A 13,055-nucleotide genomic window follows, 5' to 3' on the forward strand; every position below is an offset into this window, starting at 1 on the left:
GTCAGGGCTGGATCGCCCGGGCTCTTGGCATGAGTCCGCGGCGATAGTCAGCGGGAGCAGGCGTCAGCCTGTGTGGACCTTCAGGGCCGTCCGGACCGCGGACTCCAGTGCACCTTCGATCCAGGCGGGCTTGATGGACGTGTGGTCTCCCGCGAAGTGCAGCGGCCCCTCGGAGGTGGGGACGTCGGGGAACAGTTCCGTGTGCTGACCGGGGAAGAGGACGGAGGCCTCCCCGTAGGCGTAGTGGTCCCGCATCCACGACTGGGTCTTGCACTTGTTGGTGAAGAAGACCTCGCACCGGCGGCCGAAGACCGCCTGCACTCCGGCGAGCGCGCGAAGGTACCGCTCGTCGTCGGCAAAGGCGTCCCACTTCAGCGCGTCGTCGGACCAGCTGTAGGAGGCGAGCATGATGCCTCCGTCGCTGCCCTCCCTAGGATGGGCGTGCTCGAAGTACATGAAGCGGTTGGCGTTGTCGCTCACGCTGCCGCCGCCGCGGATATGGGCCGCTTCGGGGTCGCCGCCGACGGGGCGGAAGGCGGTGAAGCACTTCTTGAGTTCGTCGGGGACGGTCACCCCCAGGTCCTTCACGGACCTGTGCGCGCCGAGGTGTCTGCCGTCCTTGACCCGGCCCGTCCTGTAGGCGTCGTAGAGGTTGTCCTCGATGGAGTTCAGCGCCTCCTTCCACTGTGCCTCGGTGAACTCCCACCACCGCTGGGAGAATTCCAGCAGCACCTTGGTCGCGGCGTCGTAGTGCAGTTCCGTGATGGCCCGGCGCTTGCCGTAGGTGAGCGGCGGGTCGAAGGCGACATGGCGCAGTCCGGAGAAGGGCACGGTGATGATGGCCTCGTCGCCCTCGAAGACCTCCGTGACCCCGCCGTTGCCGGTCTGGCAGTCCTCGGAAACGGTGTGCACCCTGACTCTGCCGGAGCGTTGTTCGATGCGTACGGCGCGCCTGTCGAGCCGCACCTTGCCCTTCACCGGCGCGTACAGCGCGTCGGCGAGCAGCGCGGTGCCGCCCTTGATCTCCCAGAACCTGGTCTTGGGGTCGATCAGCGCGGCGGACAGGAAGCTGTGCGTGAAGGAGAGGTGCAGCCGTGACGTCAGATTCTGGATGGTGCCCACGAGGTCGATGGTCCTGGTGTCGAGTCCGGCGACCTCGGTGAGATACCGGTACATGGACCAGTGGCCGTACCTCCTGAGGACCTCGGCCCATCCGTCGACGAGGGCTGTGCCCTCCTTGCCCCGGATGAGCTGGTGCGCGGGCTCCAGCGCGGCCGCGAGGATGGCGGAGGCGGTCTTCGTGCGGTTGGGGCCCGTGACCCCGAAGGTGTCGTTGATCTTCTCGGGGTTCTTCTCGTAGTCGGCCCGGCGCATGGGAATGCCGTTGACGTGGATCCAGGCGCGGTTGGCCTTCTTCGACGGGTCCTCGACCTCTACGTCCACCAGGTAGAACTCCTGGAGCGGGAGACCGAGCTTCTTGATCAGTGCCATGAGGAGGGAGTGGCTCTCGGGCAGCCGCATGGCCCCCGCCTCGGCGTACTGCCTGGGGTCGGCGAAGGGCTGCTCCCCGTTCTCATGGCCACCCTTGCGGAATGTCTTGATACGGCCGCCGACGCGGTTGCCGTTGGCCTCGATCACGACGACGTCGTGGCCTGCCCGCTTCAGGAGGCCGGCGGCGAGCAGGCCGGCGGGTCCGGCACCGACGATCAGGACCCGCTTCGTCACCTTCGCCCGGCTGGCGGGCAGGCCGTTCTCGATCGCCTTCAGGTAGGCCGGTACGAGGGGTCTGTCGTGCTCGTCGTAGACGGCGATGGCGCGGGCGACCGTGGTGTACGCCGCGGGATCGGTGCCGGGCGGCACCGTCAGGGGTGCGAGGGCGGGGCTCAGCGCACTCGCGGGTGCGGCGGAGGCGGTGGTGAGTCCGGCAGCGAGCGCGGAGGCTCCCGTCGCCGTGATGACGGCACGCCGCGAGGGTCGCGTGCCCCGCGAACCAGGGTCGCTTGATGCGTCCGTGGTCTGCGTGGTCGCAGTGGTCAGGTCCGAGGTGTTCATGTCGTGTGATTGCATCGCTGATCACACTTGACATACGAGCGCCGTGGAGCCAGTGGCTTCCCACGGACCGGGACGGTAAACCACTCCCAGGGATACAAGTCCAGGCGTCCCGCCAACAGCCTTTCGCCAAAAGGAAATTGGCGGTCAGAGGTCTTGCCGGATCGCGTGGGCGACGAGTCCGCCGATGAGGACGGCGGTCGCCGCGGGGCCGCGGTGGGGCGCGTCCGGGAGGATCGAGGTGTCCGCGACACGCAGACCGCGCACACCGTGGACGCGGCCGACCTGGTCGACCGCCGAGCGACCGGGGTCGTCGGCGGGGCCCATCGGAGCGGTACCGCAGGTGTGGTGGGCGGTGCCGAGGAGGCCGGCGGTGACGCGCACGGCCTCGCGCAGCCCGCGGCGGTCGTCCGGGGTGCCGAGGTAGCCGTGGTCGATGCGCGGGGGTGTGGCCGGACGGGCACATGAAGATCTGACACCGTGACGGTGATCGTCACGGCGTCGGAGGACGTACGGGAGAGGAATCAGAGGGAGCCGGCGACCGGCGCGCCACGAGATGTGTCGCCGGCGCTGTCCGCGGGCTGCGCGCTGTACGAGATGTGCCGGAGGCTGAACACGGAGGAGAGAGCGGCAAGTGCGGCCACTCCCGCGCCCACCAACGCGCTGGTGTTGAGCGAGGAGGTGAACGCTTCCCTGGCGGCGTCGAGCAGTTGTGCCGCCTGGGCGGGCTGCAGGTGCGGTGCGGCCTCCGTCGCAGCGCCCACAGTTTCGTGGACGGGTGACGGCAGGGCCGCGCTGAGCTTGGGCGGCAGGGCGTCGTCGAGCTTGTGGGTGAACACTGCCGCGCCGATGCTTCCGAAGATCGCGATGCCGACGGCTCCGCCGAATTCCTGGAAGGTCTTCTGGAGAGCGGCGACGGAGCCGGTCCGTTCCGCGGGTGCCACGGTGACGACCAGGTCGGTCATGATCACGAGGATCGCGGACGAGCCTGCACCGATCGCGGCGATGCCACCGATGACGAGCGGCAGATTCCGGTCCGTGGTCAGCTGGGTCATGGCGACGAAGCCGACCGCGGTGACCAGGAAGCCACCGGCGATGACGTAGGCGGGGCGGACCTTGTTGACGACGGTGGCCGCGACGGGCGCCAGGACGCCGGCGGCCACCGGAGTGACCAGCATCCACAGCCCGGCGGTCAGGGGCTTCATGTTCAGTACGATCAGGAGGTATTGCGTGCTGTAGAGGCCGAAGCCGATGGTGCACAGGAACGCGACGAACGTCAGGCCGATGACCGGACTGAAGCCTCGGTGGCGGAACAGCCTCGGGTCGATCATCGGGTCGTTCATCCGCTTCTGACGGACCACGAAGACGGCGCCGAGCAACAGCCCGATGACGATGCCGGCCGCCGGACAGCGGCTGAGGCCGTTGATCGCGGCCTCCTTGACACCCCAGATCGTGGCGAGCACGGAGGCGAGCGAGAGCACCGCGCTCAGCAGGTCGAACCTTGCGATCTGCTCCTTGGGCAGCCGGCACTCGGGGACCACGGTGGGGAGCGTGATCAGCATGATGACGATGACCGGGACATTGATCAGGAAGATCGAGCCCCACCAGAAGTTGTTGAGCAGCGCGCCACTGATGACCGGGCCGAGGCCCGTGCCCGCCGCCACGCCCATGGACCAGATCGCGATCGAGGAGCGGCGCTCGCGCTCATCGGGATAGATGTGGCGGATCAGGGCCAGAGCCGAGGGCATGAGCGTTGCCGCTGCCAGCCCTTGGATCGCCCGGAAGCTGATGAGCATCGCCGGGCTGGTGGACAGACCGGCACCGACCGAGGCGAAGCCGAAGACGACGGAACAGTCAGGTCCATCGAGACCACGAACGGCGGCAGGGTGAGGGCGGCCAGAGCCATCGACGCCTTGCGTTTGCCTAACGCGTGCGTTTCTGCCATGCCGGAACCATACGACCGTTCCATACGCTCGTACAAGTCGCCCGTGTAATACGTCCGTCTCATACATACGCTAGGTTTGCGGTATGGGACACCGTGAAGATCTACTCGTCGGCGCGAAGCGCTGCCTGATCGAGAAGGGTTACGCCCGGACGACCACGCGCGACATCGTGGCGGCCTCGGGCACGAATCTGGCATCCATCGGCTACCACTACGGATCCAAGGAAGCGCTGCTCAACAAGGCGCTCATCGATGCCGTCAGCGACTCCGCGAGTCAGCTGGCCGACGCGATGACGGCGGGAAGCGACGCGGCCCCCATGGACCAGTTCGAGGCGATGTGGACCCGCCTCATCGAGCAGTTCGCGACCAACAAGCAGCTGTGGCTGGCCAGTTTCGAAGTCTTCGCGCAGATCGGCCGTGTGCCGTCGGTACGCGATGCCCTGGCCGACGGCATCCAGCAAGGGCGCGAGGGCATGGCCCAGATGTTCCGGGGCACGGCCGGCGAGAACACCGACGAGCAAGCACTGCTCGCCGTGGGCTCGTTCTACCAGGCCCTGGCCACCGGCATCATGGCCCAGTGGCTGGTCGACCCGGAACGCGCACCCAGCGGCAGCGACCTGGCTCTCGCCATGCGGACCATCATGGATTGGCAGCGCACCGCGGAGCCGGAAGCACAGTCCGCCACCTGACCTCGGCCAAAGGGCCGCCGAGGGCACCGCAGGCACTAGCCGGCGGCGGCCTCGGCGGCCCTTTTCACCGCACGTCCTTCCAGGCTCTCCGTCTTACAGGCCCTCCGCAGTCCCTCCGCTTACAGGCCCTCCGCGCCGATCCACTCCTCGATGATCCGCGCGGTGTCCTCCGCCTTGTCCTCCAGCATGCTGAAGTGATTGGCGTCAACACTCCGCAGCGTCTGGGACGCATACCAGTTCGTCCGCGATCCCGGCCCGGCCGCCGCCTTCGGTCTGGTAGGTCTCCAGCAGCACGATTCCTACGGGCCGAACGATGTGCATCTGCGGATCGGGCGCAAGAAGACCGCCCACGAGCTGGCGACCGAGCAGATGCACCACCCGGCGGCTCCGGCTACCGCGTCTGCGGGCTCTCGCTGCGCATCATCGCCGCCTGCAGCACCCTGCGGGAGCGCTCACCCATCCTGCGGGAGGCGATCAACCAGCTCCAGGCCTCCGGCGATCGCTTCGAGCTGGCGCGTGCGCTGGCCGATCTGAGTGAAGTGCACCGTCAGCTGGGCCAGTTCGGTCGCGCCGAGATGATGGCGCACCGCGCGAACCAGGAGGCCGAAGCCTGTCAGGCGGACGTATGGGTGCACACGCCGCGCCGCGGGCTGGGCAACGCCGAGGGTGCCAAGGACCAACCAGCGGGAACGGGGCTGCTGAGCGAGGCGGAGCAGCGAGTGGCGGCGCCGGCCGCGCTGGGCCACAACAACCGCGAGATCGGCCGCACGCTCTACGTCACCCTCAGCACGGTGGAGCGGCACCTCACCCGTGTCTACCGCAAGCTCAACGTCCGGGGCCGCAAGGACCTGCCGGCGGCGCTGTCGATCCATTCCCTTCCCCCCATCGCCGAGACGCCCTCCGCGTCTCTGCCGCGACTGGGTTCCTGAGACCTGCGGCCCGGCCGCTCCCCGTCACTGCGACGCGCGCTTCACGCGCACTCGGCTGTGCGCCAGCAGGCCGGTGACCACCAGCCGCAGGGCTCCGGCGTGTGCCTGGCGGGCGCGACGGTCATCGAACTCGGAGTGCTCGCAGTCCAGGTCGCTCGGTTCGACGACGGTCCCGGGCGGCACGATCAGCTGCAGTGTGCCGTGGCGCAGATCGACGTCGATGACGATGTCGCTGCCCGGCAGCACGGCCTGGCGGAAGTCGAGTGTGCAGGTGCCGTGTTCACCCGTCACCTCGATACGGGAGGCGGCGCGCCAGGGGCCCACCCGCTCGGGGCTCCCGTGTTCGTACTCGATCCGGACCACGTCGCCCGTCGCCGGTGCCCCGGCGGTCCGCAGCGCCGGTGCCTCGGCAGTCCGCACCGCAGGGACCGCGGCGGTCTGGGGCAGGTCCGCGACCAGCACAGCCAGCTCACCCATCGTCCGGGCGCCGAAGGCGATCTCCAGCCGCTCGTCGAGTTCGTCCAGGTCGATCCTGCCGTCACCCGCGGCCGTCCGCAGGATCTCGATGACCCGCTCGCGGTCATCGTGGGAGGCCCGGAGGTCAACGGGCCTGGGCTCGCTCTCGCGTAAGTCAAGGGCCTTGGACTCGCTCTTGCGTAAGTCAAGGGCCTTGGATTCGCTCTCATTTGGCATACCTTGCAGCCTAACGAGGTTTCCCACGGCCCGGTACGGCGCTACGCGTTCCCGCGTGGCTGGTACGCGCCCTTGGCGTACACGCCATTCACCTGTACACGTGTATAAGATATTTGGACACCTGGAACTGCACAGCGCGTCCACCGGCGCCTGGTTCCGCTGCAGCCCGGTCGGCGCCGCCATGTGGATCACGCTCAGGCAGCACGACGGCGACGTTCATCGCGCCGCGCACGTCCTGGCGTCCCGATGGAGCACCGACCCGGTCAACATGTGCGCCGATCTGGAGGTCTGGGTCGGGGAACTGTGCGATCTGGGGCTGCTCGCGACGGAACCCCACGACACCGGGGAGTACCGCGAACACCGGGGATGACGGGCAGTCACATCCCTTTCCGCACCATGCGTTCCACGCACGGCACCCCTGACCTGATCCGCGGCGACCCGGACGGCAGGACCGCCAGGACGAGCCCGCCCTGCTGGACCTCGGCGAACTGGCCGACCTCGTGACAGAGGAGTTGCGCCCGTGGCTCGACCGGCCGGTGACACTCTTCGGACACAGCATGGGGGCGGTGCCGGCCTTCGAAGTGGCCACGCGGCTGGAACGGGAAGGGCGGGCGCCCACCGCGCTGTTCGCCTCCGGTCGACGCGCGCCGTCGACCTTCCGCGACGAACGTGCGCACCTCATGGACGCCGACAGCCTGATCGCCGACCTCAAGCGGCGAAACGGCACGGACACTCTATTCCTGGACGACGAGGACGTGCTGCGGATGATCCTGCCGGCGATGCGCGCGGACTACACCGCGGTGGATACCTACCGCTACCAGCCACGCCCACCGCTCGGCTGCCCCGTCCACGCGCTGACCGCCCCCGGCAGCCACTTCTTCCTCAACGAGCACGCGAGGGCCGTACAGGACGAGATCCGCAGGCGCCTCGCACGGCTGTAGCCGTACCCGCACCGGCGACGACCGGGCCGGGGGACGCGAGTGGCAGCCGCCCCTTCGAGGGAACGGCGGCCGCTGGACGTCACCATGACCGGGCGAGGCGCCAGGCAGCCCGGCAGAGGGTCATGTACCGAGGTTCATTTGCCCGCCTTGTTCACCGCCCCCGCATCCACCCGCAGCTGAGTGCCCGTCACATAGCGTGACTCGTCGGAGGCGAGGCAGGTGATGGCGTGCGACACGTCGATCGGCTGCACGTACGGGATCGGCATCGAGTTGACGTACTGGACGAGGGTCTGTTTGGCGAAGGCGTAGGCGGAGCCGCCGGGGCCCATCGCGCCGGGGCTGCCGTACGTCGATATCAGCCCCGCGGCCACGGACGTCGGCCTCCCTCGTGAACGCCCGGCGACCCGGCCTTCTCGACCAGCCGGGCCGTCTCCTTGAGGTCCTCCTCGGTCGACAGCGGGTACGGTACTGCCTCCAGGTCCTCGCACAGGTCGATCGCGATGATGTCGGCGCCCTCCTCGGCCAGCCGTACCGCGTGACTGCGCCCCTGTCCGCGTGCCGCACCTATGTTGACGACGACCTTGCATGAGACGTGAATTCGTCCCTTCACCCCTAACCCGGCTGCCCCGGGCTCTTTAGGGGGCCTCCCCTACTCCACGGAGCTGCCCCATGAGGCAGACTTGACCTGGAGAGGACCCGGCGTCCTCACAGGAACTACTGGTCTGTCTTCAGTGGCAGGGTGTTGGCCGGGCAGTGGGCCCGGCGGTTGAGGGGTTGATGGCATGGTTGCGGGTCGTGTGGTGCGGTTCGACGGTATGCGGGGTTATGGCTTCATCGCTCCCGACCATGGCGGGGAGGATGTCTTCCTGCATGTGAACGACCTGCTCATTCCTGAGCAGTATGTGCGCACCGGTCTGGCCGTGGTGTTCGAGGTCGAAGAGGGCGACCGCGGCCTCAAGGCGTCGTCGGTCCGTCTCGCCGACGGCGCAGACGTCAAGCCGGTCTCTCCGGCACCCCTTGTCGGCTCGGCCTCCGTCCCGGCGAGGCACCCGGACGGTGACGAGCCGCTGTGTGACGTGCTGAGCGCGGAAGAATTCGTGCACGAGGTGACCGAGGCGCTCCTGTCGGCCGCGCCGTCCCTCACCGGGGCCGAGATCGTGCAGGTCCGCCAGGGGCTGCTGCAGTTCGGCAAGAACCACGGATGGATCGAGGGCTGAGCGTCGGCCGGACCGAAGGCGGGGCGTCGGCTGACTCGAAAGCCGAGCGTCTGAGAAGCACGTGGTCGTCTCCGTCGCGCAGCCGTGCGGCGCGACGGAGACGACCAGTCCTCACCGCCCGAGTTCCGCGTCGAGTATGTCGAACAGCTCCTCCGTGCCGGCCTCCACGAGGTCCTCGTCCATGACCGCCTCCTCCGTCTCGAACAGCAACTCGCGCAGATAGGCCGCGAAGGCGGCTGCGGACGGGTGGTCGAAGACCAGCATCGGCACCAGGTTCCGGCCGGCCATCGCGGGTCCATGGCCAGGGCCTCGTTCGGGCTGATCCCGAAGAAGCCGGGATCGAACTCCGCGGCGTCGTGCAGGAATCCGCCTTCTCGGATGTAAGTCTTTCCCGGTTTCCCCGGCTCCGGGTCGTACAGCCCGTCGATGTCCCAGCCGCGATCCGTGGGGAACCCGGATATGGCGTCGACTCCTTCAGCGACCAGGCTCCAGAGGTCCTCCGGCGACTGCACTCCGCCCGGATAGCGGCAAGCCATCCCTACGATGGCGATCGATTCGTCGTCCGGCTTCCGTGCCGCCTCGTCCAGGCATCGGCGAGCGTCGCGCAGCTCGGCCAGCGTTCGCTTGAGGTACTCGACGAGCCTCTGCTCGTTGCTCGTGCTCACCGACTGACATCCCCTTCGGTGCGATGCGGCCTGGGATCACGTGACGTGGATGTGCTGCAGGGTTGGTGTGGCGCGAGCCATGACGCGGAGACCCTATGGAGAACACCCGCTCGGCCCAGATCCCCTACGAGCCCCTAAAGAGGTTCCCGGCACCCTTGTCCCGGGTCGCCGACGACGTCACGGCGGTCAGGCGCCGTTCGGTTCACCGTCCTGGGGCGTGCAGTGCTCCAGCAGCGCGGAGATCGGGCCGTCGACGAGCCGGTAGCGGACGATCCGGCCGTCCCTCTCCCCCTCCACGATGCCGGCGGTCCGCAGGAGACGCAGGGCCTGGGACACGGCGGTGTCCCTCATCCCGGTGGCCAGGGCGAGGTCGGTGACGGCGATGGGGCCGGCCTCGTGCAGGGCGAGCAGCAAGGCAAGACGTCCGGGGTCGGAGAGCAGGGAGAAGCGCTCGGCGAGGGCACGTACGCGCTCGGGCTCGCCGACGGCGGCGATGGCGTCGCAGACCCGGTGGCCGTCGATGGTGCGTTGCCCGGCGCGTTCCGCGGGGACGAGATGCATGGGCTCATCATGGCAGCCGTCGACGCTCGCCTCCATACCTGCTCAGTTGTGCAGGTTTGCAGCCATGACCTGCGGCCTTCTAAGGTGGGCGGGCCGTGGTGTTCGGGAAGACCGGTGCCGGCCCCCCAGGGGCTCAGTCCGGAGCGGCCCTCGCCACTGTGATCGGGGAGTTCCCGCCCCACGTATGCCACTGGCCTCATGGCCGGGAAGGCTGGGGCGGGCGCGTCGACCCGTCAGCCAGGAGACCAGCCACGGCATCACGAAGTTGATCCACGAGGTGCTGGAGCGTGACCGTATGACCGCGTCCCCAGGCGTGCCCGAGGCCGCCGCCGTCAAGTCCTTCCGCTGGCGACGCGAGGACACCGTCCGGACCGCCGGGTTGCTGGCCGTGATCGTCGCGCTGCACGTGGCCGCCTTCGGCATCCTCTTCCTGCTCGTGGTCCCGCATCACTATGAGGTCGGCAGCAAGGCGTTCGGGGTGGGCCTCGGCATCACGGCGTACACCCTCGGTATGCGGCATGCCTTCGACGCCGACCACATCGCCGCGATCGACAACACCACCCGCAAGCTGATGGCCGACGGCCAGCGGCCGGTCTCCGTGGGCTTCTGGTTCGCGCTCGGGCACTCCAGTGTGGTGGTGCTGCTGGCGGCGCTGGTCGTCGGGGGTGCGAAGCTCGCCGGCACCCTGATGAACGAGGGATCCCGCACCCATCAGGTCCTCGGCACCATCGGCACCACGGTCTCCGGGGGCTTTCTGTACCTCATCGCCGCCCTGAACCTCGTGGCGCTGTTCGGCATCGTCCGTGTCTTCAAGGCGATGCGGGCCGGACGGTACGACGAGGCGGAGCTGGAGGCGCACCTCGACTCACGCGGCTTCATGAACCGCCTCCTGGGGCGGCTCACCAAGTCCATCCGCCGTCCCGGCCAGATGTTCCCGCTGGGGTTCCTGTTCGGGATCGGTTTCGACACCACGACCGAGGTCCTGCTCCTCGCGCTGGCCGGCAACGGGGCCGCCGCCGGCCTCCCCTGGTACGCGATCCTCTGCCTGCCCCTGCTCTTCGCGGCGGGCATGAGCCTGTTCGACACCCTCGACGGCACGTTCATGAACTTCGCCTACCAGTGGGCGTTCTCGAACCCCGTTCGCAAGGTGTTCTACAACCTCACGATCACCGGCCTGTCCATCTCGGTGGCCTTCTTCGTCGGCACGATCGAACTGGTCGGCGTTCTGCACGACAAGCTCGGCCTGGAGGACGCTGTCACCGGCTGGATCGCCGCCCTGGATCTGGACAACGTCGGCTATGTCATCGTCGGACTGTTCGTGGTGGTCTGGGCCGTGGCGATCGCCTACTGGCGTCTGGCCAAGGTCGAGGAGCGCTGGAACGCCCGTGCCATGGACGCCGGCTGACGGCTTCCAGGGCGCGCCGGGGCGGTCCACCAGCACTGAGCCGAGATACCGAAACACAGGGTGAGTTCTCGGAAACACCGCGTTCACGACGGCGGGAACCGACGGTAACAACCGCTTCCTAGCGTGACCGGCCATGGGATCGGAGTCCTATCCCCGGCCGCACGCGACTCATGACGGTCCGTCGGTTCCCCCGTCCTGTCGATGACGCCAAGCGGGGCTCCTTCTTTCGTGCCGAAACACGAAGCACGAAGAACGAAGGACGACGCACCACGCACGAAGTGCCCGCACCAGCGTCATCGGGAGGCGCGACATGAGCACCACCGGGTCACGGCCGCAGACGGCGGCTGCGGCGAAGACCGCTGAGAACCAGGCGGCCAGGGAGACCCTGGAGGACTACACCCTCCGTTTCGCGCCCCGCAGTTACCGCCGCTGGACCCCCATGGTCGTGGCGACGACCGCACTCGGCGGCATCGCCTACATGGCCGACTTCTCCATCGGCGCCGGCATAGGCCTGGCCCACGGGACCGGCAACGCGCTCGTGGCGATCGCCGTGGCCGCCGTCGTCATCTTCGTCACCGGTCTCCCTCTCGCCTACTACGGCGCCCGCTACAACATCGACCTCGACCTGATCACCCGGGGCTCCGGCTTCGGCTACTACGGTTCGGTCCTCACCAGCGTCATCTTCGCCAGCTTCACCTTCATCTTCTTCGCCCTCGAAGGCTCGATCATGGCCCAGGGCCTCAAGCTCGGCCTCGGACTGCCGCTGTGGCTGGGCTACCTGGCCTCCACGCTCATGGTCATCCCCCTGGTGATCTACGGCATGAGGGCGCTCAGCAAGCTCCAGGTGTGGACGACCCCGATCTGGCTGCTGCTGATGGTCGGCCCGCTGGTCTACCTGGTCTCCACCGACCCCGGCACGGTCGACCGCTTCCTCGGCTACGCCGGCACCGACGGCGACGGCGGCGTCGACACCGCCTCCGTCCTGCTCGGCGCCGGGGTGTGCCTCTCCCTCATCGCGCAGATCGGCGAGCAGATCGACTACCTGCGGTTCATGCCGCCCAAGTCCGAGGCGAACAAGCGCAGTTGGTGGACCGCCGTGGTCATGGCCGGCCCCGGCTGGGTGGTGCTCGGCGCGCTGAAGCAGGCCATCGGTGTGTTTCTCGCCGTCTACATCCTCGCCAAGGTCGGCCCGGCCGCCGCGACCGAGCCGATCCAGCAGTTCCGCGGCGCCTTCGATGCGATGATGCCGTCCTGGATGGTCATCCCGCTGGCCGTGGCCCTGGTGGTCATCAGCCAGATCAAGATCAACGTGACGAACGCGTACTCCGGTTCGCTGGCCTGGACGAACTCCTTCACACGGGTCACCAGGCACTATCCGGGCCGCATGGTGTTCGTCCTGGTCAACCTGGGTTTCGCGCTCGCCCTGATGGAAGCCGACATGTTCAGCTTCCTCAACGACATCCTGGGCTTCTACTCGAACTGCGCGATCGCCTGGGTGGTCACCGTCGCCACGGACATCGGCATCAACAAGTACGTCCTGAAGCTGTCCCCGCTCCAGCCGGAGTTCCGCCGCGGCATGCTCCACGCCGTCAACCCGGTCGGGGTCGTGGCCTTCGTCGCCGCCTCCGGCCTGTCGATCGCCCTGTACTTCCATCTGCTGGGCGACACCCTCCAGCCGTACTCCCCCGTCGCCGCGGCGGTGATCGCCTTCGCCGTGACCCCGCTGATGGCGATCGTCACCAAGGGCAGGTACTACCTCCGCCGCGCCGACGACGGCATCGATGAGCCCCTGCTGGACGCGGACGGCAGCCCGAGCGCTCTCACCCTCGACTGTCATGTCTGCCACCAGCCGTACGAGCGCCCGGACCTGACCGCCTGCGTCACCCACGGCGCGCTGGTCTGCTCCCTGTGCCTGAGCACCGATAAGACCAGCGACCATGTGCTGCCGGCCACCGCGTAGCGGT

15 protein-coding genes, 2 pseudogenes and 1 riboswitch are annotated in these 13,055 nt (G+C 68.3%); of the genes and pseudogenes, 7 read left to right on the plus strand and 10 right to left on the minus strand.

Annotated elements, in window-relative coordinates:
* Positions 1-63 precede the first annotated feature (63 nt).
* From AB0L75_RS30305 to AB0L75_RS30315, 3 genes are all read right to left on the minus strand, one after another.
* Positions 64-2,052: an FAD-dependent oxidoreductase gene (locus tag AB0L75_RS30305; RefSeq protein WP_365187176.1), complete on the minus strand. Its 1,989-nt coding sequence runs from the start codon at positions 2,050-2,052 to the stop codon at positions 64-66.
* Between the two features lie 144 nt (positions 2,053-2,196).
* Positions 2,197-2,433, minus strand: a complete 237-nt coding sequence (locus AB0L75_RS30310; protein ID WP_365187179.1) for a GMC oxidoreductase — start codon at positions 2,431-2,433, stop codon at positions 2,197-2,199.
* A 140-nt stretch (positions 2,434-2,573) separates the two neighbouring features.
* Entirely contained in the window at positions 2,574-4,061 is a 1,488-nt protein-coding gene (locus tag AB0L75_RS30315; protein ID WP_365187181.1) for an MFS transporter, read from the minus strand.
* A gap of 16 nt (positions 4,062-4,077) precedes the next feature.
* On the opposite strand from AB0L75_RS30315, the gene AB0L75_RS30320 reads away from it, so the two are divergent.
* Positions 4,078-4,680 carry a TetR/AcrR family transcriptional regulator gene (locus tag AB0L75_RS30320; protein WP_365187182.1) on the plus strand — a complete coding sequence of 201 codons (603 nt, stop codon included), beginning with the start codon at positions 4,078-4,080 and terminating at the stop codon, positions 4,678-4,680.
* 204 nt (positions 4,681-4,884) lie between these two features.
* Here the strand turns inward: AB0L75_RS30320 and AB0L75_RS30325 are convergent, their stop codons facing one another.
* Positions 4,885-5,058, minus strand: a complete 174-nt coding sequence (locus tag AB0L75_RS30325; protein WP_365187184.1) for a hypothetical protein — start codon at positions 5,056-5,058, stop codon at positions 4,885-4,887.
* A 161-nt stretch (positions 5,059-5,219) separates the two neighbouring features.
* Here AB0L75_RS30325 and AB0L75_RS30330 point away from each other — a divergent pair, with 161 nt between their 5' ends.
* Positions 5,220-5,609 carry a LuxR C-terminal-related transcriptional regulator gene (locus AB0L75_RS30330; protein WP_365187186.1) on the plus strand — a complete coding sequence of 130 codons (390 nt, stop codon included), beginning with the start codon at positions 5,220-5,222 and terminating at the stop codon, positions 5,607-5,609.
* 24 nt (positions 5,610-5,633) lie between these two features.
* Here the strand turns inward: AB0L75_RS30330 and AB0L75_RS30335 are convergent, their stop codons facing one another.
* On the minus strand, positions 5,634-6,302 hold the full coding sequence (locus AB0L75_RS30335; RefSeq protein WP_365187189.1) for a DUF1707 domain-containing protein: 669 nt from the start codon (positions 6,300-6,302) through the stop codon (positions 5,634-5,636).
* 100 nt (positions 6,303-6,402) lie between these two features.
* On the opposite strand from AB0L75_RS30335, the gene AB0L75_RS30340 reads away from it, so the two are divergent.
* The gene (locus tag AB0L75_RS30340) at positions 6,403-6,672 is read left to right on the plus strand and encodes a PqqD family protein (protein WP_365187190.1); all 270 of its coding nucleotides are present in this window, start codon (positions 6,403-6,405) and stop codon (positions 6,670-6,672) included.
* A gap of 73 nt (positions 6,673-6,745) precedes the next feature.
* A pseudogene (locus AB0L75_RS30345) lies at positions 6,746-7,243 on the plus strand (alpha/beta fold hydrolase); the annotation flags it as partial.
* A 134-nt stretch (positions 7,244-7,377) separates the two neighbouring features.
* On the opposite strand, the gene AB0L75_RS30350 reads toward AB0L75_RS30345, so the two are convergent.
* Positions 7,378-7,614: an SDR family oxidoreductase gene (locus AB0L75_RS30350; RefSeq protein WP_365187192.1), complete on the minus strand. Its 237-nt coding sequence runs from the start codon at positions 7,612-7,614 to the stop codon at positions 7,378-7,380.
* Positions 7,599-7,853, minus strand: a complete 255-nt coding sequence (locus tag AB0L75_RS30355; RefSeq protein WP_365187194.1) for a hypothetical protein — start codon at positions 7,851-7,853, stop codon at positions 7,599-7,601. Before AB0L75_RS30355 ends, AB0L75_RS30350 begins: the two co-directional genes overlap by 16 nt.
* A 172-nt stretch (positions 7,854-8,025) precedes the next feature.
* Here AB0L75_RS30355 and AB0L75_RS30360 point away from each other — a divergent pair, with 172 nt between their 5' ends.
* Positions 8,026-8,460 (plus strand): cold shock domain-containing protein, encoded by a 435-nt coding sequence (locus tag AB0L75_RS30360; RefSeq protein ID WP_365187197.1) that lies wholly within the window; start codon positions 8,026-8,028, stop codon positions 8,458-8,460.
* A gap of 111 nt (positions 8,461-8,571) precedes the next feature.
* Here the strand turns inward: AB0L75_RS30360 and AB0L75_RS30365 are convergent, their stop codons facing one another.
* The 3 genes and pseudogenes from AB0L75_RS30365 to AB0L75_RS30375 all read right to left on the minus strand — a co-directional run bounded on the left by AB0L75_RS30365 (position 8,572) and on the right by AB0L75_RS30375 (position 9,686).
* Positions 8,572-8,748 carry a hypothetical protein gene (locus AB0L75_RS30365; RefSeq protein ID WP_365187199.1) on the minus strand — a complete coding sequence of 59 codons (177 nt, stop codon included), beginning with the start codon at positions 8,746-8,748 and terminating at the stop codon, positions 8,572-8,574.
* Positions 8,748-9,125 (minus strand): annotated as a pseudogene (locus AB0L75_RS30370) (beta-ketoacyl synthase N-terminal-like domain-containing protein); the annotation flags it as partial. The pseudogene AB0L75_RS30370 and the gene AB0L75_RS30365, both read right to left, overlap by 1 nt.
* A 186-nt stretch (positions 9,126-9,311) precedes the next feature.
* The gene (locus AB0L75_RS30375) at positions 9,312-9,686 is read right to left on the minus strand and encodes a metalloregulator ArsR/SmtB family transcription factor (protein ID WP_365187201.1); all 375 of its coding nucleotides are present in this window, start codon (positions 9,684-9,686) and stop codon (positions 9,312-9,314) included.
* A gap of 79 nt (positions 9,687-9,765) precedes the next feature.
* Positions 9,766-9,955, plus strand: a riboswitch (cobalamin riboswitch).
* Positions 9,956-9,981: 26 nt separating this feature from the next.
* Between AB0L75_RS30375 and AB0L75_RS30380 the strand changes: the two genes are divergently transcribed.
* Together AB0L75_RS30380 and AB0L75_RS30385 are read left to right on the plus strand one after the other, a co-directional pair.
* Entirely contained in the window at positions 9,982-11,091 is a 1,110-nt protein-coding gene (locus tag AB0L75_RS30380; RefSeq protein ID WP_365187203.1) for a HoxN/HupN/NixA family nickel/cobalt transporter, read from the plus strand.
* Between the two features lie 310 nt (positions 11,092-11,401).
* A complete protein-coding gene (locus tag AB0L75_RS30385) occupies positions 11,402-13,051 on the plus strand; it encodes an allantoin permease (RefSeq protein ID WP_365187206.1) in 1,650 nt (549 codons plus the stop codon).
* Positions 13,052-13,055 lie beyond the last annotated feature (4 nt).

Source organism: Streptomyces sp. NPDC052101 (assembly GCF_040680235.1).
GTDB lineage: Bacteria > Actinomycetota > Actinomycetes > Streptomycetales > Streptomycetaceae > Streptomyces.